The organism is Tenacibaculum sp. SZ-18, assembly GCF_002813915.1.
GTDB lineage: Bacteria > Bacteroidota > Bacteroidia > Flavobacteriales > Flavobacteriaceae > Polaribacter.
Genome location: NZ_CP019335.1, coordinates 2,591,656 through 2,613,848 on the forward strand (window position 1 = coordinate 2,591,656; position 22,193 = coordinate 2,613,848).

At 32.0% G+C, this 22,193-nt stretch carries 15 protein-coding genes and 2 pseudogenes; 13 read left to right on the forward strand and 4 right to left on the reverse strand.

The genetic code is table 11. The features are described 5' to 3' along the window. Positions 1-364: 364 nt before the first annotated feature. Positions 365-470: pseudogene (locus BTO06_RS18995) on the forward strand (DapH/DapD/GlmU-related protein); the annotation flags it as partial. Further along, positions 449-610 (forward strand): annotated as a pseudogene (locus tag BTO06_RS19000) (hypothetical protein); the annotation flags it as partial. The pseudogenes BTO06_RS18995 and BTO06_RS19000, both read left to right, overlap by 22 nt. Here BTO06_RS19000 and BTO06_RS11535 read toward each other — a convergent pair. Genes BTO06_RS11535 through radC form a run of 4 tightly spaced genes read right to left on the reverse strand, consistent with a single transcriptional unit; the run spans position 600 to position 3,979 of the window. Continuing rightward, a complete protein-coding gene (locus tag BTO06_RS11535; protein ID WP_100925450.1) occupies positions 600-1,505 on the reverse strand; it encodes a hypothetical protein in 906 nt (301 codons plus the stop codon). The pseudogene BTO06_RS19000 and the gene BTO06_RS11535 overlap by 11 nt on opposite strands. Beyond that, on the reverse strand, positions 1,505-2,809 hold the full coding sequence (locus tag BTO06_RS11540; RefSeq protein WP_100925451.1) for a polysaccharide deacetylase family protein: 1,305 nt from the start codon (positions 2,807-2,809) through the stop codon (positions 1,505-1,507). The genes BTO06_RS11535 and BTO06_RS11540 overlap by 1 nt, the downstream gene beginning before the upstream one ends. A gap of 23 nt (positions 2,810-2,832) precedes the next feature. After that, entirely contained in the window at positions 2,833-3,243 is a 411-nt protein-coding gene (locus BTO06_RS11545; protein ID WP_100925452.1) for a hypothetical protein, read from the reverse strand. A gap of 49 nt (positions 3,244-3,292) precedes the next feature. Beyond that, complete coding sequence (gene radC, locus BTO06_RS11550; RefSeq protein WP_100925453.1) at positions 3,293-3,979, reverse strand: RadC family protein; 687 nt, start codon at positions 3,977-3,979, stop codon at positions 3,293-3,295. A 141-nt stretch (positions 3,980-4,120) separates the two neighbouring features. On the opposite strand from radC, the gene trkA reads away from it, so the two are divergent. The 11 genes from trkA (at position 4,121) to BTO06_RS11590 (ending at position 22,185) form a co-directional block, all read left to right on the forward strand. Continuing rightward, positions 4,121-5,467 (forward strand): Trk system potassium transporter TrkA, encoded by a 1,347-nt coding sequence (trkA, locus tag BTO06_RS11555; RefSeq protein WP_100925454.1) that lies wholly within the window; start codon positions 4,121-4,123, stop codon positions 5,465-5,467. Beyond that, positions 5,467-6,966, forward strand: coding sequence for a TrkH family potassium uptake protein (locus BTO06_RS11560; RefSeq protein ID WP_100925455.1), 1,500 nt, complete (start codon positions 5,467-5,469; stop codon positions 6,964-6,966). Before trkA ends, BTO06_RS11560 begins: the two co-directional genes overlap by 1 nt. A gap of 227 nt (positions 6,967-7,193) precedes the next feature. Then, positions 7,194-7,865, forward strand: coding sequence for a phage tail protein (locus BTO06_RS11565; RefSeq protein WP_100925456.1), 672 nt, complete (start codon positions 7,194-7,196; stop codon positions 7,863-7,865). Positions 7,866-8,087: 222 nt separating this feature from the next. Continuing rightward, positions 8,088-10,202, forward strand: a complete 2,115-nt coding sequence (locus BTO06_RS11570; RefSeq protein WP_100925457.1) for a T9SS type A sorting domain-containing protein — start codon at positions 8,088-8,090, stop codon at positions 10,200-10,202. 21 nt (positions 10,203-10,223) lie between these two features. Next, a complete protein-coding gene (locus BTO06_RS18690) occupies positions 10,224-10,391 on the forward strand; it encodes a hypothetical protein (protein WP_198517072.1) in 168 nt (55 codons plus the stop codon). 158 nt (positions 10,392-10,549) lie between these two features. Continuing rightward, positions 10,550-13,591: a beta strand repeat-containing protein gene (locus tag BTO06_RS11575; RefSeq protein ID WP_100925458.1), complete on the forward strand. Its 3,042-nt coding sequence runs from the start codon at positions 10,550-10,552 to the stop codon at positions 13,589-13,591. 19 nt (positions 13,592-13,610) lie between these two features. Then, positions 13,611-13,778, forward strand: a complete 168-nt coding sequence (locus BTO06_RS18695; RefSeq protein WP_198517073.1) for a hypothetical protein — start codon at positions 13,611-13,613, stop codon at positions 13,776-13,778. Between the two features lie 286 nt (positions 13,779-14,064). Further along, positions 14,065-14,472, forward strand: a complete 408-nt coding sequence (locus BTO06_RS11580) for a hypothetical protein (protein ID WP_100925459.1) — start codon at positions 14,065-14,067, stop codon at positions 14,470-14,472. A gap of 254 nt (positions 14,473-14,726) precedes the next feature. Further along, positions 14,727-18,158: a T9SS type A sorting domain-containing protein gene (locus BTO06_RS11585; protein ID WP_157811820.1), complete on the forward strand. Its 3,432-nt coding sequence runs from the start codon at positions 14,727-14,729 to the stop codon at positions 18,156-18,158. Positions 18,159-18,177: 19 nt separating this feature from the next. Then, positions 18,178-18,345, forward strand: a complete 168-nt coding sequence (locus BTO06_RS18700) for a hypothetical protein (RefSeq protein WP_198517072.1) — start codon at positions 18,178-18,180, stop codon at positions 18,343-18,345. 576 nt (positions 18,346-18,921) lie between these two features. After that, entirely contained in the window at positions 18,922-22,185 is a 3,264-nt protein-coding gene (locus BTO06_RS11590) for a T9SS type A sorting domain-containing protein (RefSeq protein ID WP_100925461.1), read from the forward strand. Positions 22,186-22,193: the final 8 nt, after the last annotated feature.

Below are 22,193 nucleotides of genomic sequence, written 5' to 3' on the forward strand. Positions count from 1 at the left end.
GTTCAGTAAAATCGATTTTTTAATTTTCGGATGGATTACCAAGGTTTTCTATCCTCAATATTATCGACCAAAGTATGGTTATCAACGATATTATATTTTATTTTTTCACTACATCATTCCTCAATTCTTTTTCAGACTAAACCCAAAAGTACAATGGCCTGTTCATTTTACATCTAAAGTACTTGCTCCGAATAATATTCAAAAAGGAATTTTATGTGATCCTGGTGATAATTTGAATAACTACATTCAAGCTAATAATGGAATTATCTTTGGGAACAATATTGAATTAGGTCCGGGTGTATCAATTATTTCCTCTAATCACAGTTTTGAAAATTTAAGAGAACATGTGAAATCAGAACCTATTATTATTGGAAATAATGTTTGGATTGGAGCAAATACAACAGTTTTACCAGAAGTAAAAATTGGTGATAATGTTATCATCGGAGCAAATTCTGTGGTAACTAAAAATATTCCGAGCAATTCTATTGCTGTTGGAAATCCTTGCAAAGTAGTGGAAGAAAAATCACCTTACAAAGAAGATTTATCACAAGTTAAATTCAACAGAAAACCTCCAAATAAATATCAGGAGTTTTTACATTCTAACGCTTAAAAAAACGAAGTAATTTCGGTAATTTATTTTGTTTTATTTGAATATACTTCTGAGTTTCTGCACCAAAACTGTAGAAATACTTTGCTATTTGTTTCATGGATGATCCACCAAAATTGAATTCATCAAACCTAGATTGATATTTATAAATCGCTCTGTCTATTAAATAAGTGTTGGCCCCATTTTTCCGATTTTTAAAATCTGTTGAAGATACCAAAATTGAAACTTTTCGATTGTAAGTTATAAAAAAACCAGAAGCTACTAATTTATTTTCTTTATCATAAATTGATAAAACTTCACCTAGATTTCTGTCAATACAAGCTGTCATTATTTTGTGCAATCGAATATAATCTTCTTCTTTAATTTTCGAAATTCGCTTTCCGACATTATCTCTGTATAAGTCGATTAAATTCATTGGATTATCATTCCAACGCTCTGTTAAATCATTTTTAGTTGCTCGTTGCAAATCCTTTTTTCTATCTCTACGATAGTTTGTTACGATTGATTCATAATTATCATTTAAAGAAAGAAATTGGAAGGTTCTTTCTAACTGACAATTTTGAAACATGGAGAATGAATTTTTTGGATTCAATCTACTCTCCACAAATCTGTATTCACTGAAGAGTTCAATTAAAAACTCATTTTCATCTTCAATATTTCTTGAATAAATTCCTAATTCTAAAATCCAAAAAGGTAAATAAACATATTTTATGAAAACCTTTTTCCTACACGGCAAAGGCATCACAGCTTCGTAGTTATTTAAAACTAGTACATTCCAATTATCTACTCCGGCATCTAAATACCAAGAAAAACCAAATACATTTGATTGTAAAGAGTTGGCTACACAATCATCATACTTTTCAACATCAAGATCTTTCCTTGAAACAATTCGTATCATTAATTCGTAGCAATTTTCAACATTGATTCATACACTCTTTTCCAACCTTTCCATCTTAAATAATCACTTAAACTTTCGTTATGAAAAAGCGTAATAAAAGTTCCGTTTACTTTTTTCACTTCTCTTTTCAATTCACTAATTTTTCCTAAAGATTGCTTTGGAGTCAATTTCATGTAATCATTAAGAGTGGTATCCATCAACGCAAATGGAAATATTTTTAACGGAGTTTGAATCTCAAAATCCAAATCGTAAAAATAAAAAGGGGTACAGGTACTTGCTCTAAAACCAGTATGACTAGCATATCCCATGCTGTAGTCTTCTGTAATTTCTAAATCAATTAAATTTTGATATGTATCAGGCAACGAAAAACGTAAATAATGTTGTCTTGAACGAAAAATAGGCATGTTAGTAATTCCTTCCATACGTTGTTTTTCCTCTTTCAATTTTACATTATCATTCATAGTATAATATGACGGATGTAAACCGACGCGAGCATAATCAACCATATCCTTTATTAATAATCTGAATTTACTTTTAGAAGCCGATACATTAGTATCAAAAGTTGTATAATCTCCAATTAGAAAGAAAAAGATCGTTCTTACATCATATTTCTTCTTGTAGTTAATAATTTCTTCAAAAGTATTGAAAGGATCCTTTCTCAAATTAAATCTTACTGCGATTCGATCAATTACATTTAAAATATTCAATTTATATATGTCTTTCAAAATACCTCCAACTGATCGAATAATACTTTTATACTTATAAGCAAAAGCATTATCAATATCAATGGTTGACATATATTGATATTTTCTTTCTTCATACTTATAATCAGGAAAACGTTCTTGCAAAGCTTTCTTCAATTTAAAGGCCCAAATATCAACAACAGGTTTTTCTAAAAATCCATGCTCATAAGCCAAACTTTGCTTTGCAGTAAAACGACCATGTTGATCTTTTATATGAGGCAAATATTCCTCATAGCGAGTTATTAAATAAAAGCTAGCTGAGAAAATATCAAACGGAATTGTTGATTTACTTCCTTGAAAGAAAAAACAAGGTATATTGTCCCATTTTGAAATGCTTATTTCCACATCACTTACTCCTTGCTGAAATAATAAATCAGTACTTTTTATAAAGAATTCATTTCCTAATGCAACATTGGTGTAGGATAACTTTGGACCGTTAAAAGCTACAAATTCTTCCACTTTTGTGGTGAAATCTATTTCAATAGTTAAAGTACGTGTAAATATATGTTTAAATATATATCGAACTCTTGGTGTAACTTTATGTGTATAAATTAATATCAATAGGTATTGATTTATTTGAAAAACTATTCTGCTTTATTTGATAATTTCTTCTGTTTGACAAAAACTCTCATCCAGTAAGTTATGGTTATTAAAACCAAAAATACCAATGTAAACTTGAAAACTGACATAATCATCTGATTTTTCATTTGTTTTTTAGAGGCTACACTTAATTCTTCTAGTTGAAGAAATAAGTTTTTATAGTTTATAACTTCTCCCTGATTATATAATTCACCAATAGCCAGAAACAACAAGGCATCAGTATAATGGTTTATATCATACCCACATTCTTTTAAGGTTATTAAATCTGATTTACTGAACTCTTCATTTTTTAAATTAAGTTCTTTGTTAAATAAAATTTCACGGTCGTAACTCTTAGAAAATATACTAATTGAACTAATTAAATAGAAAAAAATAAAAATACTTCTTAACCTCATTATTTAATATTTGAACTGATTCAGAAAAGAGTGAAGTTCTTTATAGTTTTCATAAAACTGCCTCATCAGCAAAGCTAAAATACCTCTTTTTACTAATTATCAAATGATCCAATAACTTAATATTTAAGGTTACTCCTGCTTCTTTAATTTGTTTTGTCAACTCAATATCAGCATGGCTTGGTTGCATTTTTCCAGAAGGATGATTGTGGCATAATACCATTCCTACTGAAGAAAGTTCTATCGCTCTTTTAAATACCAAACGAACATCAACTAAAGTGGCGGTTAAACCTCCTTTACTTAATTGATACTTATCTAAAACCTTATTTGCATTGTCTAAATACAATACCCAAAACTCTTCATGTCGCAGGTCACCAATTCGTTGATACATTAATTCAAATGCATCTTTAGAACAAGTAATCTTGGGTTTTACCTCTATATTTTCGGAGAATTGTCGCTTTCCAAGCTCCAAAGCTGTTAGAACAGAAATCGCCTTTGCCTCCCCGATTCCATTAAATCTTTGTAATTCTTCAACAGACAAATTTGCCAAGTTACCAAGATTATTTTGAACAGAAATTAGAATCCTCTTTGACAAGTCCACCGCACTCTCCTTACGATTACCCGATCCAATTAGTATAGCTATGAGTTCTGCATTTGATAAAGAATTAATTCCACGCAACATTAATTTTTCCCTTGGCCTATCTTCAATAGCCCAAGACTTTATATTTAATTTTTCCATCATTATAATTGCAATTTGTGGTAAAGATAGTAATTCTTCAATTTTCTTAATTAAGATTCTAGGTAGACACTATTTAAATTTTGTTTCTCTCAAAGTCATCTTAAAAATGTACCTTTGCATTCTATATTCTTAATTTTTAATATGAAAATTATAATAGCCGGAGCAGGAGATGTTGGATTTCATTTGGCTAAACTACTTTCGTACGAATCTCAAGATACATACATTGTTGATTTAGATGGTGAACGTTTGACTTACATTAATAATCATCTTGATGTAATCACAAAAAAAGGAGATGCTACTTCCATTAAATTACTGAAAGAAATTGGAATTGGTTCTGCAGATTTGTTATTAGCAGTTACAGAAAGTCAAAATACCAACTTTACTATCTCAGTTGTAGGAAAGGCTTTAGGAGTTAAAAAAACAATTGCTAGGATTAAAAATCCTGAATTTTTAAGTAGTGATGTTGTCGATTTTAAAGACTTTGGAGTAGATTTTATGATTTCTCCGGAAGAACTTGCTGCTGGTGAAATTAAACAATTGCTTTATCAATCTTCTTTTAATGATACTGTTGCTTTTGAAAACGGACTTTTTAATGTAATGGGAACTACTCTAGGATATAAATCTCCAATTGTAGATTTAACAGTTAAAGAGGCGAAGGAAAAATTTAATATGGTAGATTTTATTACCATCGCTATTAAAAGAGAAGGAATTGCTCAAACAATCATACCAAGAGGAGATACAGAATATAAAATAAACGATCAGGTTTATTTTTCTGTTCCAAACTACAGTATTGAAAAACTATATCCTATTTGTGGTAAAGAACATATTGAAATCAAAAATGTAATGATTTTAGGTGGAAGTAGTATTGGTATGAAAACTGCAAGAAACTTGTGCAAGGAAGATTTTAAAGTAAAGCTCATCGAAAAGAAAAGAGAAAAAGCATTGACTTTAGCAGAAGATTTACGTTCTACACTTGTTATTAATGGTGACGGTAGAGATTTAGAACTTTTGGAAGAAGAAAATATTAGAGATATGGATGCTTTTATCGCCGTTACGGGTAACTCTGAAACGAATATTATGTCTTGTTTAGTGGCAAAATCAAAAGGTGTTAAAAAAACCGTTGCCTTAGTAGAAAATATGGATTATATCAATATTTCTCAAACAATTGGAATTGACACTTTAATCAATAAAAAATTAATTGCGGCAAGTAATATTTTCCGTCATATACGAAAAGGTGAAATATTAGCACTTGCTAACTTGCACAATGTAGATGCCGAAGTATTTGAATTTGAAGTTCAAGAAAATGCTAAAGTAACCGAAAAACCAATTAAAGACTTACGTTTTCCTAGAGAAGCTGTTTTTGGAGGAATCATAAGAAATGGCGAAGCACTTATGTCCTTTGGTAATATGCAAATTCAAGCAGGTGATTATGTAATTGTATTCTGTTTACCTGAAGCGATATCTACTGTTGAAGATCTTTTTAATTAATGGACAATTTAAATCTCAAATTAATCTTCCGTTTTGCAGGAATCACGGCAATACTTAATGGTATTTTTATGTGGTTGGCTATTCCTTTTAGTTTATTTTTTCAAGAAAAAGCCACTTTAGGAATTTTGAATGCTGGGATAATTACCATTTTTGTAGGTCTCTTATTATTCTTTTTTAACAAACCAGACAATAAAAATCTGCAAAAAAAAGAAGGTTACTTAATCGTAACTCTTGGTTGGATAACGCTCACTGTTACCGGAATGCTGCCTTATTTACTGACGGGAAGTATTCCATCAGTAATTGATGCTGTTTTTGAAACAATTTCAGGGTACTCTACAACAGGATCGTCCATATTAACAGACATAGAAAGCATGCCAAAAGGAATTTTATTCTGGAGAAGTGCAACGCATTGGATTGGTGGTATGGGAATAATCGTACTAACGATTGCTATTTTGCCTTTATTAGGAATTGGAGGAATGCAGTTATTTATGGCTGAAGCTCCAGGTCCGTCTGCAGACAAATTACACCCTAGAATTACTGATACAGCCAAAAGGTTATGGTTAATTTATGTTGGATTAACAGTTGCTGAATTTCTATTACTAAAGGTTGCAGGAATGACTTGGTTCGATGCAATAAACCATGCAATGGCAACAGTAAGTACTGGTGGTTTTTCTACTAAAAACTCAAGTGTAGCCTATTATAATGGTATGCCATTAGTTCAATACGTTATTATCTTTTTCATGTTTATTGCAGGTACAAACTTCGTATTAACTTATTTTGCACTTAAAGGAAAAGTAAAAAAGGTAATTGAAAGTGAAGAATTTAAATATTACAGTTTAGGAATACTTTCAATAACCGTGTTAGTTACCTTGTGTATAATCTTTTTTAAAGATCCAATATTACAAACCTCTATTGATCATCCAATGGTATTAGGGGAAACAGAGAGTGCCTTTCGTCATAGTTTATTCTCGGTAATATCTGTTGTTACCACAACTGGTTTCGTCACGGCTGATTTCACAATGTGGAGTTTTTTTATTACGGGAATATTCTTCTCCCTATTCTTTGTTGGTGGTTCTGCTGGATCTACTTCGGGTGGTGTTAAAATAGTTAGACATATTGTAATGCTCAAAAATAGTTTTCTTGAATTTAAAAAATCATTACATCCAAATGCCATTATTCCTGTTCGCTATGATGGAAAAGCAGTAAAACAAAATATTGTTTTTAACATATTATCCTTTTTCATTTTATACATGTTAATTTTTATTGTCGGAGCAGTAATTTTAACTTTTATGGGATTAGACTTAAAATCAGCTCTCGGAGCTTGCGCATCTTCATTAGGTAATATTGGCCCTGCTATTGGAAGTGTAAGCCCTGTAGATAATTTTGCTCATTTAGCGCCTTCTGCCAAGCTCTTTTGTTCATTTTTAATGTTAATTGGACGTTTGGAATTATTTACAGTGCTAATCTTATTTTCTCCATTCTTCTGGAAAAAGAACTAATAATTAGAAATCTTTTCCAAAATCAGTCTTAAGTGAAGTAATCCTAATTTTATAAAAAAAACAATATATTTGAATTGGGGAAACATATATTACTATTTTAATCACACTTATTACTAAAAACTACACGCTTAATACTTTTTAGAATCATCTAGGTATAGATTGATAGTAAATTTGTTTTGGAATTTTATAAGGACACAAAAATTTTCAATAACCAAAACTAAATTATCATGAATTCAATTAAGAAAATTATCGGGCTTCTATTTGTTTGTTTCTTTTTGTCTAATGCTGAGGTAAAAGCACAAGAAGGATTTATAGGAGAAATTAGAATGTTTGCAGGAAACTTTGCTCCAAGAAATTGGGCTTTCTGTGACGGGCAATTACTAGCTATTAATTCAAATACTGCGTTATTTTCAATTTTAGGAACACAGTATGGTGGAGATGGAAGAACAACATTTGCATTACCAGACCTTAGAGGTCGAGTTGCAATTAGTGCAGGACGTGGACCTGGATTACAAGATTATAGGCAAGGACCAGGTTCTGGAGCTGAATTTAGAACTCTTACTCAAGCTCAAATGCCCAGCCATACCCATGCTGCTTCTTTTAATGGAACTGGAAGTAATGCATCTATAGCAATTCCTACTTATGCAGATGAAGCCAATGAAACTGAACCATCTAATCAATCTACATTAGCAATTGGTAATTTCCAAGGAGATGAAACACAGATGTATACTACTCAAACTCCTGACGGTACTTTAAAACCATTTAGCGCTCCTGTTACCGTTGGAGGTACAGTTATAGTAGGACAAGCTGGAGCTAGTCAATCTTTTGACAACAGACAACCTTACACAGTTGTTAGGTATATAATTTGTTTACAAGGGTTATATCCTTCAAGAAATTAAATATTTATTTACATGCTACACTAGCATATAGCTAGTGTGGTTTCTCTTTTATACTTTATACAGAGTCCCTCTTCAATTTATCAATTTAAACCGTTAAAGGAAAAATGTAGTTGCATCGCTATTTAGCTTTGCAATATTATTATTAAGTAAAGAATTCAATTAAAATTGAGAATTATACTTTTTTTTATAACTTTAAATTCAAAAACTAAATTATTTTAAATTATGAAACATTACTACAAAATAGTATTAACCTTAACGCTATCTTTGTTTTTAGGTTTCTCTTCTTGGGGACAACTTACTACTGGAGATATTGCTTTTCTAGGCTACAATGCAGATGCTCCTGATGCCTTTTCTATTGTTGCTCTTGTAGACATCCCATCTAGCTCTATAATCTACTTCACTGATAATGAATCTGATGGAGCCGGAGGGATAAATTCTGGAGAAGGAACTCTTTCATGGAATACTGGTGCGTCTGTAATAGCAGCTGGAACAGTTATTACTTTTACTGATTTAAACGCCACTCGAACAGCCTCAGTAGGAACTTTATCAATAGATAATGGTACATTAAATATCGCTGGGGGTGGAGATGCTATTTTTGCTTTTATTGGTACCAACGGAACAACTCCAACTACTTTTTTAGCAGGTATTCAAAATGAAACTGGAAACTTTGGAAATTTAGCAGGGACTGGCCTCACGGAAGGAACAACATTTGTGAATTTTTTCATGTCAGGAAGTCCAGATGGAGGACAATATAATGGACCTAGAACAGGTTTAGGCTCTTTTAGTGATTATTTAACTGAAATTGGTGATAATACAAATTGGACTGTTTCGGATGCAGATGGAACTTTAATTCTTCCTTTAAATGCTACTTCATTCGAAGTTACACCTACTTGGACTGGTACTACAGATAATGATTGGGCTACAGCAACAAACTGGTCTACAGGAACAGTTCCTGGCGCAAGTGATAATGTAATTATCCCAGCAAATTTAACAAATTACCCAACAGTTTCTTCTACAACAACAGTGAATACATTACAAATAGCTTCTGGAGCTACCTTAATTGCTAATGCTCAAGTAAACGGAACCGCTACCTATACAAGAAACTTACCAACAACTAATTGGTACTTAGTTTCTTCACCACTTTCTGGAGAAAGTATAGACGATGTAACAGCCAATAATGATCTGGCTTCTGGTACCGGAGGGAATTTAGGATTAGGTTTTTATCTCAATAATGGTGCTACTCCCTGGGTATATGCTCTAGTTTCATCTAATAGAGCTATTGATGAGGGAGAAGGTATGTCTATAAAACTAGCTAATCCTGGTAATTTTGTTGTGTCTGGGAACTTAAATAGTTCTACTCTTGGCTTTAACATTTCAACGGGAAGTAGAAATAACTTTAATCTAGTAGGAAACCCATATCTTTCTTTTATAAACTCAGCAACTTTGGCTAGTGATAACACTTCTGAATTAACCGAAGAAACTGTTTGGCTTTGGAATGGTACAGAATATGTAACCTATAATGCCGTTTCTCCTATTGAAATAGCTCCTGGGCAAGGATTTTTTATAGAAGCTAGTTCTACTGGTAGTCTTGTAACTTTTGTTAATTCAAACCAAAGTCATCAAAGTACCGATACGTTCTTAAGACAGGAATCACATCCTTCTTTTGAACTGTTCGTTACAAATGGAAACGAGAACACAAGCACGAAGGTATTTTATGTTAATAATAAAACTACTGGTTTTGATAATGGATACGACTCTAAAATGTTTGGAGGAATCGATAAAGACTTCGCTATTTTTACGCAGTTAGTGTCAGATGATCAGGGAAAGAAATTAGCTATTCAAACTTTACCGAACACAGATCACGCTACGATGATTATTCCTGTTGGTTTAACAGCTAAAGCTGACCAAGAACTTACTTTCTCTGTTAGCTCAACTAATTTGCCTAGCGGAATTGAAATTTATTTAGAAGATAGAGTAAATAATACTTTTGTGAATCTTTCAGAAGGAGACCATACAATTATAACTAAAGCTGATATAAATGGTATTGGGCAGTACTACATCCACGCAAGCTCAGCGAAATTAAGTAATGAAGATATTACTCAAAACATTTCAAATGTAAGTATTTATAAATCTTCTGAAAATGAGATTACAATTGCTGGTTTACAAGCTTCAGCAAATGTAAAAGTATTCTCTTTATTAGGGGAAGAATTAATTGATACGGATATTAATTCTAATGGTATTAGCAAAGTGACATTACCTAACTTATCTACTGGAGTTTATGTTGTAAAGCTAAATTCAACACTAGGTAATATTACAAAGAAAATCATTTTAGAATAATTTAATTCCCTAATGCATATCATGAAAAATAATAAACTAAATAAAGAAGAGATTACTAGAAAAGAAGCTCTTAAAAAAATCGGAAACTACGGGAAGTACACAGCTTTAACTGCTTTAGGTACTTACTTAATTTTAAATCCTAAAAAAGCACAAGCTGCTTCACCTGAACAACCAGGTGATGGATTTTAAAAGCCTAACTATTTAACTACTAAAAAACCTCAAGGAAATCCTTGAGGTTTTTTTTATTAATATTAACAAAAGGTTAACATTATAGGTTATTTTAAACTTTTCTCGCATCAAAGATTAGTTTTTAGTAATTTGCATGTCCTTAAATAAAAAACGTAAAAATGAGAAACAATTACCTTTTAATTTACTTATTATTTTTCTTACACAGTTTAACAGTTACTGGCCAAGTAATTAATGATGATTTTGAAGACGGGGATTTAAGTGGTTGGACTGAAGGTACAGTAGGACATTGGAGTAACTCTAATACTGATCCGATTACAACTACTCAATCCTTAAAGCACAATCTTTCTGGTGTCTCTGATGAAAGTTACATCTACCACGATATTTCAAGTTTAAATTTAACCACTCAAAATATCACATGGCAATTCAATTTGAAAAATGGGAACTGGGATCCTTCCAGTTCAAATAGATTTTGGGTCTATTTAACTGCTAACGATACAGATTTAAATGGAGCTGTCGTAGATGGATACGCTTTGGGAGTTAATTTATCTGGAACATCAGATATATTAACACTCTGGAAAGTAACAGATGGAGCTGCGGATGGAGCTATCATTTCCACTTCGATAAATTGGAATTCCAATGAAACAAGAGGTATTAGAATAACAAGATCTACAACTGGTAATTGGGAAATATTTGTGGATAATGATGGTGGTTTTGATACTTTAGTTTCTCAAGGAACAAATACAAATTCAGATTATACCTTTTCAACATATTTCGGTTTAAGTTTTGATTTTTCTTCTACCAGAGCCGGTTTATTATGGATGGATGATGTTTTAGTAGAAGGAAATACACCTTCAACTAACCCAACTGTATCTTTTGATAACGCCTCAAGTACAGAAAATGAAACTAATACTACTTTCAATACACTTATTCCTGTAAGTATTTCAAATTATTCCGCCGATGTATCTATCAGTGTTTCAGTAGATGGGTCAAGTACAGCTGAACCTGGTGATTACACACTAAATACTTCTTCTCTTACTTACACTGGTAATGGAACAAAAAACATTTCCCTAGATATCAATAATGATGTTGGGTTTGATAACGAAACTGTTATTTTAAATGTTGCTGTAACTTCTGGAACAGCTGATTTAGGTACTAGCCAGCATACAATTACTATAATTGATGATGAAATACCTCCTCAACCCTCAGCAGGCATAGTGTTTATTACCGAGGTTGTTGATGCTTCTGATTTCAATTATGATTATTTAGAACTGTATAATAATTCAAATGAGACAGTTAGTTTAGCCAATAGTAAATTAGTTAGAGCAAGCGCTTCAACAAACGCCTCAGAATATGTTTTTGATTTTGGCATTGATGAAACAACTGCTGATACTGATTTAACAATTCCTCCGTACGGTTTTTTACTTATTACACGAGGTGGCACAAGAACAGGATTTAATGCTAATTTTGGAATTACATTACCTTTAGAAGTAGGCTATAATGGAGGAAATTCTAATAACTTTTTCGGAACTGGAAGAAGATGGAGACTAAGAACTGGAGGAACAGCTAATACAGATGATGGAACTGTAATAGATGATACTGGTGCAGGAGTAGGGACTGATAAAGATTATAGAAATATATTTACCGATACATTTATAGGTGGGACATTGGCTGAAGCTACTCCAGGAGCTTTAGAGTACCTAGTATATAATGGTGGTGCTTGGGTTAACTCTGAGAGTTTGGATAATACAACTGCAGCAAAAAATGCTTACATCTATGATAACTATGTATTATCTACTGATGCAGATATTAATGATATGGGAATTCAAACAGGTCAAACTTTTACCATTAACACTTCTGGTAGTTTAGATATTAATGGAAACTTAACTACAAATAACGGATTATATATGAATTCTGCAAGTTCTCTAATTGTTAGCGGAAGTTCCACTGGTAACATTACATACACAAGAAACTTACCTACAACAAACTGGTATTTAGTTTCTGCTCCTGTATCAGGAGAAACTCAGGAAGACGTTATTGCAAATCATACATTTGCTACAGGAACAGGAAGTAATATTGGAATTGGAGCATTTACAAATAACGGAGCTTCTCCATGGGTTTACGCAACTGCTGCAACTACAGGAGCTTTAACTTCTGGATTAGGTGTTTCTATGAAATTAGCTGCTGCGGGTGATGTAACAATTTCAGGAACAATCAACAGTTCAAATGTAAACTTCCCTGTGGCTACTGGAACAAGAAATAACTTTAATTTAGTAGGAAACCCATTTACATCTTATGTAAACTCAGCTACATTTACTTCTGCAAATACAGCATTACTTTCAGAAGAAACTGTATGGTTATGGGATGGAACCGCATATGTTACTTATAATGCTATGACTCCTACAGAAATTGCTCCCGCTCAAGGATTCTTTGTAGAAGCTGGTTCTGCTGGTAATGTTACATTCGCTACTTCAAATCAAAGTCATCAAAATACTGACACTTTCAAAAAATCTGAAAACTTGCCTTCTCTGCAGTTATTAATAGAAGATGAAAAACACAAAAAAGAGACTAAAGTTTTTTATGCGAATGATAAAACAACTGGTTTTGATAATGGTTACGACTCAAAAATGTTTAGTGGAGTTTCTCATGACTTCGCAGTATTCACGCAGTTAATTTCAAATGATAAAGGAAACAAATTAGCTATTCAGACATTACCAACTTCAGATATTGAAACTATGGTAGTTCCTGTTGGTTTAATCGCTGATTCGAATAAAGAGATTACATTTTCTGTAAACACTAAAAACTTACCTCAAGGTATTAATGTTTACTTAGAAGATAGATTAAATAATACGTTTGTAAATCTATCTGAAGATAATCACACTGTAATAACAAAATCGGCAGTAAATGGAATCGGACAATATTACTTGCATACAACATCAGCCCGTTTAAGCAATGATGATATTGTTCAAGATATAGCAAACGTAAGTGTTTATAAATCTGCTAATAATGAGATTACAATTGCTGGTTTACAAGCTAAAGGAAATGTAAAAGTATTCTCTCTATTAGGAGAAGAATTAGTTAATACTGATATCAACTCTAGTGGATTAAGTAAAATAGCGTTACCTAATTTATCTACAGGAGTATATGTTGTTAAACTAAACTCTATTTTAGGTAACATAACTAAGAAAATCATTTTAGAATAAACTAATCCTCTACTAAATCATGAAAGATAACAAATCAAATAAAGAAGATATTACTAGAAAAGAAGCCCTCAAAAAAATAGGAAACTACGGGAAGTACACAGCTTTAACTGCTTTAGGTACTTACTTAATTTTAAATCCTAAAAAAGCACAAGCTGCATCACCTGAACAACCTGGTGATGGATTTTAAAAGCCTAACTATTTAACTACTAAAAAACCTCAAGAATTTCCTTGAGGTTTTTTTGTTATACTCCCATATTCTTTTCACTGTAGTTTAAAATTTACAAAACATGCTGTTTTAGTTTTGACTATTAATTTCATTAAAATCTCCTTCATTAATGTTAAAAACACGAATAGAAACTTTTTTATACCCTTTAAAGCGACACTTGTGACTAAAATTTCATACATTGAGGAAAAATTAGTTTATTCCTCTCATTTCTTAATAATTTTAACAGGATAATTGAACTATTTTACTTATGAATATATGTAAAGAATTAATTAGTATTTTTTTACATAATCTTGCACCCACTCATGGAGTTGAGATTAGAAACCCTTTTACATTTTCGGATTTCTGGTATAACGAATTGCAATACCTAGTTAAAAAATCTCGTTTAACATCGTATCAGATTAAGCGCCCGAGTATTGCAAATACAATAGCAATACCCTTAAAAAGAGTTACAAAGGATAAAAATATAATCGAAAAACTTTCAAATAGAAGTATTCATGCTTTATTAAGCAATTTTAAAATCGTTGCTCAAATAACTCAAACTGAAGATATAACTTTTACTAGACGATTCGATATAAGATCAAATGCGATACATATCAAATCTTTTGGACCTCGCAGCCCTGGAAAAATATCTGATGAGCTACGGTCTATTTGGTAATACTGAGTAAACTTCTTACCAATAACAGGTAATCTTCCGAGCATGCATAGAGTACATTTTTATTTGTAAACTACAGGATTGTTTTTCGAAGAAGTTACCTATTAAAAAATTGAAAATCATAGACACGTATAATAAGTATATTCCTCATATATTGAAAATATACTAAATTCATTTAATAAACTAATCAAACTAAAATTATGTTTTATAAAACTACTAAATTATGCAGTATATTATTACTGCTGCTGAGTATCAATATGTTTTCCCAAACTACAGAAGATTTTGAAGATGAAAGTAATGCCTCAACCACTTTTACAAGTAATGGTCAAATATTCTCAATTTCCAGTTCAGAAAACTTTGACATTAATGCTGCTTGTTGTGGCCTTGGTTGGAATGGAACATCGGGAGACAATAAAACTATTGATAATGACGGCTTTACATCTTTTGGAGGGGGTACATCATTAACTATAAAGACTAACGATAACACCGATTTTACACTAAAAAGCTTTTATGTTTACATCTCTGATATTTTTGGAAATGGACCTTCATGCTCGCTAACTGTTCAAGCAAAAAAAGATGGTTCTAATGTATTTAACTTCACAAAATCATCTGGTTTTGAAACAATTAATCTGGGCGTCAATAATGGTTTTGTTTTTATTGACTTATCTACTGAGGGCGGTTCAGACAATTCTAATACACTTTTAGATGAAATTATCATAACGACGGATGGTCAAGGAGACTACCTTGCGCTGGACGCATTTAGATGGGATGTTGCTTCTGCTTGTACTGATCCTGACATACCAGCAGTAACTGCGACTACCCCCTCTATTTGTAATGGAGGGAATACCAATTTAATTGTTTCCAATAGCTCAAGTTTAAATGACGCTACGAATTGGCATATTTACAAAGGTTCTTGCGGAGGGACTCTAATAGGTACTACGGCTACTGGTGTTTTTAACGTAAGTCCGAATGTCACTACAACGTACTATATTCGTGGAGAGGGTGGTTGTGTAACCCCAGGCAGTTGTGGAGCAGTAACGGTTAACGTTGGTAATTCTGCCAATCCCGGTTTTGCATACAATGCGGGTGCCTATTGTAATAATGAACCTGATCCATCACCAATATTCATCGCAACTCCTGGTGGAACATTCTCTTCTACCAATGGGTTGGTGATTACCCCAAACGGAACTATTGATGTGTCTGCTTCGACTCCCGGAACATATCCTATTACGTATACAACAGCTGGAGCATGTCCGACTTCAACTTCGACTAATATTACTATTAATGCTTTAGATAACGCTTCTTTTAGCTATAGCTCCACTGCTTACTGCCTTAATGATCCTGATCCATCACCAAATAGCATTGCTACTCCTGGTGGAACATTCTCTTCTATCAATGGTTTGGTAATTGCTTCAAACGGAACTATTGATGTGTCTGCTTCGACTCCTGGAACATATCCTATTACCTATACAACAGCTGGAACATGTCCGAATTCCGCTATAGCTAATATTACTATTAATGCTTTAGATGACCCTTCTTTTAGCTATAGCTCCACTGCTTACTGCCTTAATGACCCTGACCCATCACCAAATAGCATTGCTACTCCTGGTGGAACATTCTCTTCTACCAATGGTTTGGTAATTGCTTCAAACGGAACTATTGATGTGTCTGCTTCGACTCCTGGAACATATCCTGTTACCTATACAACAAATGGAACATGTCCGAATTCAGCTTTTGCTAATATCACTATTAATCCTGCAGATGACGCTTCTTTTAGCTATCCCGCTTCTGCTTACTGTGTGAGCGATTCAGACCCATCACCAAATAGTATTGCTACTCCTGGTGGAACTTTCTCTTCTACTAGTGGTTTGGTAATTGCCGTAAACGGAACTATTGATGTGTCTGCTTCGACTCCTGGAACATATCTTATTACGTATACAACAAATGGAACTTGTCCGGATTCAGCTTCGGCTAATATTACTATTAATGCTTTAGATGACGCTTCTTTTAGCTATGGGGCTTCATCATATACAACGGAAGATGCAGACCCTTCTCCAACCATTACTGGTTTAACGGGAGGATCATTTTCAGCAGCAGTAGGTTTAAATATTAATGCATCTACAGGGCTAATTGACGTTTCGGCATCTACACCTGGAAGCTATACAGTTAATTATACAACTAATGGAACATGTCCAAATTCGTCTACTTTTAATATAGACATATATCCCAATACATATACTTGGACTGGAAATTCTGACAATAATTGGAATAATACTGCTAACTGGGATAATAATATTGTTCCTCATAGTGATGGTAACGTAATTATACCAAATGGGTTAACCAACTACCCTACAGCTACATCTGTTATAACAGTTAACAGTATAACAATGAACGACGGTGCTTCATTTATCGCACAAGCCTCAGTAAACGGAGCTATTACCTATAACAGAAACCTACCAACTACCAATTGGCATTTAGTTTCTGCTCCAGTTTCTGGAGAGTCTCTAGACGATATAATAGCCAATAATGATCTTGCTTCTGGTACAGGAGGAAATTTAGGGTTAGGGTATTATTTCAATAATACTACTGCTCCCTGGATATATGCTCAATCAACATCTAATATTGGTGTCGCCAATGGAATTGGTTTCTCTATAAAACTAGCTAACCCTGGTACTCTAAGTGTTTCTGGTAGTTTGAATACTACTGATATACTAAAGCCAATCTCACTGGGGAGTCGAACTAATTTTAACATATTAGGAAACCCATTTACTTCCTACATAAATTCAGCTACTTTTGCATCAACTAATTCATCAATACTCGCTGAGGAAACATTATGGTTATGGGATGGAACTAAATATGTAACATATAACGCCGTTTCTCCAATAGAATTAGCTCCTGGACAAGGATTCTTTGTCGAAGCTTCAAGTAATGGAAACATAACTTTCGAAGCCACGAATCAAAGTCACCAAACTACGGATACATTCATTAAAGGTTCTGAAAATTCTTATCCAACTTTCGAATTATTTGTTGAAAGACAAAATGAAAGAAGATCTACTAAAGTATTTTACGTAGACGGAAAAACAACAGATTTTGACAATGGATATGACTCTAAAATATTTAGTGAAGATGCTTCAGACTTAAAGATATATTCGGAGTTAATTACCAATAATGAAGGAAAAAAGTTAGCTATTCAAACTTTACCGAACGCAGATCACGCTACGATGATTATTCCTGTTGGTTTAGTTGCTGGTGCAGATCAAAAACTTACTTTCTCTGTTAGTTCATCTAATTTGCCTAGCGGAATTGAAATTTATTTAGAAGATAGAGTAAGTAATACTTTTGTGAATCTTTCAGAAGGAGACCATACAATTACAACTAAAGCTGATATAAATGGTATTGGGCAGTACTACATCCATGCAAGCTCAGCGAAGTTAAGTAATGAAGATATTACTCAAAATATTTCTAATGTAAGTATTTATAAATCTGCTAATAATGAAATTACAGTTGCTGGTTTACAAGCTAAAGGAAATGTAAAAGTATTCTCTCTATTAGGAGAAGAATTAGTTAATACTGATATCAACTCTAGTGGATTAAGTAAAATAGCGTTACCTAATTTATCTACAGGAGTATATGTTGTTAAACTAAACTCTATTTTAGGAAACATAACTAAGAAAATCATTTTAGAATAAACTAATCCTCTACTAAATCATGAAAAATAATAAACTAAATAAAGAAGAGATTACTAGAAAAGAAGCTCTCAAAAAAATAGGAAACTATGGGAAGTACACAGCTTTAACTGCTTTAGGTACTTACTTAATTTTAAATCCTAAAAAAGCACAAGCTGCTTCACCTGAACAACCTGGTGATGGATTTTAAAAGCCTAACTATTTAACTACTAAAAAACCTCAAGAATTTCCTTGAGGTTTTTTTACAAAAAAAAAACACAATATACTTGTCATAATATAAATATTTTACTATATTAGATTCAGAATTCGCTAGATAAGAAAAAGTATTGCATTACCTTATCTTTCATTTATTATAATACAGACTGACCATCTGTAAATTGTTTAACCCATAAAAACCCCCAAGTTATGAATAAAACAGTTTTTTATTTTTCTTAACTTTTTTTTAGCTATTACCTCTCACCATTTTTATAATTCCCTATCCCCTAAAAAAATCACTTAGTTGTATAAGTGCAATGGATTCGTAGTAATTATAAATAAAAATAAAACGTTTTTCGTTGCTGACGTTTAATTTGAATCGTTATAAGTTTTACTTGTGCTAGTCAACCCGCACTCGTAATATCAAGCATTTATAACTGTATCAAAGGTGTTACTAGTATTGTAATATTAGCAATTATTTATTAAATAAAAATAACCCCGCAATTGTATGACTTTGGCGAGCGCACAAAAGCAGGGTCTGGAATAGTCAATCTTCATTTCGACCATTATTATGTATAAGGAATATCAACCTTTAGACATTGTAACAATGTTTAAAGAAGTTTTAAGATATTTTTACTGTATCTTTTTATCATCTAAAAATAAGGGTGTAAGTAAAAATACACAAAAAAAATCAAAAAACAACCAAATTGCAACAAAATATATTTATTCCTATTGTGGTGGGGTGAATACGGTTACTAATAACAATCGTTTTATACTTGTTATTTCATTTGTTTTACTACCTTTTATCTCGATGGCTTACTCAAAGCATGTCAACAATGCAATTTATATAAATGATAAATACAAAGTAACCATAAACTGCCTACAAGACATACATAATAATTTCATTCATACTAGAAAAACTAAAAGATCAGAAGAGTTAGCGCTAACAGTTAAATTGGATATTATTCATAAACCTAATGTCATAACTAACTATAAACTTCAACAAGCACTAAATACTATTCCGTTTGGGTTTGTAACTATAAATAAATATTCAGAACCACTAAACATAGGTTTTTATTCAGCGAAAGTAAATTATATTGACTCAGATACGTTTTATGAGAAAAACGCAACCCGAGTAGATTATGTTCCCCACTTGAATACTTTAAGTACTAATTTTTTTAGTTTTAACAAGGGTAGAAACTTTACTTCTACCTCGAATTCCCCAAGCACTCCGAATGCATTTTTCTTTTCAAAATTCACTTTTGGTTCCCCATTTAGAAAAATGCATTCATCTTTTCCTTATGAAATAGGGCATTATTTTGGTTTAATGCAAACCCTCAAGAGTACTAGACATGGTAACAATCATCCCCAAGTTAAAAATGTTTCCCACCATGAAGAGTACTCGAATTTTAGTGGCACTGGTGATTATCTGTGTAGTACACCTACCAATCCTCACAATAGTTCTAACGAAATGGATAAGCATGGTAAATCATATAATACTTATAACACCAACTTAATGTCCTATTACAGGGAAGAAAAAAGCTCTTCTAATAAAGAAAAGATTCCTTTCATGAATAAAACTATTGACTATCGATTAAATGATAAAAGATATCATATTCATGGTTATGAAATGAATGTAAAAAATAATTCACCCCAAATTATATTATCCGAAAATACCCACTTATCTAACAACATAGAGTGGACTAATTCTAACCATTATAACGGATATATAATCGAAAAATCAATTAATTCCGATTCTTCTCAATTGGCCTTTGAAAAAATTGCTAATGTTTCAAAAAAAACATCTGTATTTACTGATAACAACATCAACTCTAATACTAGCTATAATTACGGAGTGATTCCAGTAGATTTCCCTGAAAACAGAAGTAACATTATGGCAGCAACTGCTAAAAGTACTTACTGTAATCCAATAAACACGTGTAATTACTTTGGACTTACTCCAGAAAGAATTACCCTTAAAACGCAAGATAAAACCATAATTGATCACGCCAACTTTACTTGTAGTAATACTGTAAATGTTGCAGATTATAAACATGTTGAACTTAAAACTAATACTCTATTAAATCTTGAAATAGATCAATCTAGAAAACAAGAATTCTTTTACAATGTTTTCATAGATTTCAATAGAGATAGCGATTTCAATGATGAAGGTGAATGGTTAATAAAAAATAAAATTAGTACAGATAAATATTCATTTGATAATGAAATAGATTTAACAAATAAAATTTTTAATCAAGGTGAAACTACAATAAGGGTTATTTGTAGTAATTATAAAGATTCCACTGGAACATACCCAATAGAAAATGCGTGTGATGTAGAACTAGGATTTACACAAGATTTTAACGTTACATTATTGGATAAACGCAAAGACGTAACTTGGTTAGGAACGACTAACAAGGACTGGTTCACTCCATCAAACTGGTCAAATAATCTTGTTCCTGATGAGAATACAAATGTAATTATTCCTAATTATTTAGAATATTATCCGGTTATTACTGATGAAATCAATTTCAACACTTTAAAAGTAGATTCTGGAGCTTCTTTAATAGCAAATACAGCAATTCAAAAAGAAATTAATTACGACAAGAAGTTATCAAAAGAAGGGTGGAATTATATTTCTACTCCAATGGTTAATCAAACTGTATCCAACTTCATTCAACTTAATAATGTTATTGTAAATGAAAGAGAAGAAATAAGTTTATCCTATTTTAACACATTAAATAATACTTGGAACCCTTTTATGAATGATTCAGACAAAGATCTTGAACCTGGAAAAGGATATTCTATAAAATTAACAACTGGTAGAATTGTAACATTTAATGGAAATATTAAGACAGAAGACACTTATATCCCGCTAAACCAGTCAAATTATACAAATATGAACCTTATTGGAAATCCATATCTTTCATATATTGACTCTGAAGAACTATTAAACAAAAACTCTAATATCTTAACAGAGCAAACACTTTGGATTTGGAATGGACAATACTTTGAAGCTGTAAACAAACTAAATCCGATAAAAATTGCACCTTCTGATAGTTTTTTTGTTGAAGCGAACGTCAAAGATAATTTTGTTTTTCACACTAAAGATTTGCGACAAAGAAATGAAATTACAAATGAAAGAGAGCAAGTTTTCTCAGTCGAACTATCACTAGAAAACTCCACTCACAAACAATCAACAAAAATCTATTATACTTCGAATACAAGTAAAAGCTTTGACAATGGTTACGATTCTAAGATTTTTGATGAAGATTCAGACTTTCAAATTTTCACGGATCAATTAGACACTAACAATCCAAGAAAACTAGCAATTCAAGCATTACCAAACTCTGATATTGAAAACTTAATTATTCCTGTAGGATTCAGAACAAAAGCGAGAGGAGATTTAACTATAAGTGCTAATATTTTAAATATTCCAGACAATTATGAAGTTTATTTGGAAGATAAAGACACAAATAATTTCGTGAATCTACAAAGAAGGCCATATGTTTTTACCCCTAAAAACAATGTCGTAAATCAAGGACGTTTCTTTTTACACATGAATCAAAAATCAACAAACCAAGAGCATCAAGATTCTGTTGATTTACAAAGAACTGTTACGATTTTCAAATCAGATATAAATGAAATAACTATTAATAACTTAGATTTAGATGCTTCTGTTAAAGTTTATACTATCTACGGTGAGTCAATTTTCGATTCAAAAATTACTTCATCTGATAGTAATAAAATCAGATTTAATACTCCACCAGTGGGAATTTATCTGGTTTCTGTTAAAACAGAAAAGGGTAAATTCATAAAGAAGATTAATTTATAAATAATTCA

Coding starts and splice junctions, on each gene's coding strand:
- trkA (WP_100925454.1), top strand. CDS start 4,121: ATGAAAATTATAATAGCCGGAGCAGGAGATGTTGGATTTCATTTGGCT.
- BTO06_RS11565 (WP_100925456.1), top strand. CDS start 7,194: ATGAATTCAATTAAGAAAATTATCGGGCTTCTATTTGTTTGTTTCTTT.
- BTO06_RS11560 (WP_100925455.1), top strand. CDS start 5,467: ATGGACAATTTAAATCTCAAATTAATCTTCCGTTTTGCAGGAATCACG.
- BTO06_RS11545 (WP_100925452.1), bottom strand. CDS start 3,243: ATGAGGTTAAGAAGTATTTTTATTTTTTTCTATTTAATTAGTTCAATT.
- BTO06_RS11570 (WP_100925457.1), top strand. CDS start 8,088: ATGAAACATTACTACAAAATAGTATTAACCTTAACGCTATCTTTGTTT.
- radC (WP_100925453.1), bottom strand. CDS start 3,979: ATGGAAAAATTAAATATAAAGTCTTGGGCTATTGAAGATAGGCCAAGG.
- BTO06_RS18700 (WP_198517072.1), top strand. CDS start 18,178: ATGAAAAATAATAAACTAAATAAAGAAGAGATTACTAGAAAAGAAGCT.
- BTO06_RS11575 (WP_100925458.1), top strand. CDS start 10,550: ATGAGAAACAATTACCTTTTAATTTACTTATTATTTTTCTTACACAGT.
- BTO06_RS11590 (WP_100925461.1), top strand. CDS start 18,922: ATGTATAAGGAATATCAACCTTTAGACATTGTAACAATGTTTAAAGAA.
- BTO06_RS18695 (WP_198517073.1), top strand. CDS start 13,611: ATGAAAGATAACAAATCAAATAAAGAAGATATTACTAGAAAAGAAGCC.
- BTO06_RS11585 (WP_157811820.1), top strand. CDS start 14,727: ATGTTTTCCCAAACTACAGAAGATTTTGAAGATGAAAGTAATGCCTCA.
- BTO06_RS11580 (WP_100925459.1), top strand. CDS start 14,065: ATGAATATATGTAAAGAATTAATTAGTATTTTTTTACATAATCTTGCA.
- BTO06_RS11535 (WP_100925450.1), bottom strand. CDS start 1,505: ATGATACGAATTGTTTCAAGGAAAGATCTTGATGTTGAAAAGTATGAT.
- BTO06_RS18690 (WP_198517072.1), top strand. CDS start 10,224: ATGAAAAATAATAAACTAAATAAAGAAGAGATTACTAGAAAAGAAGCT.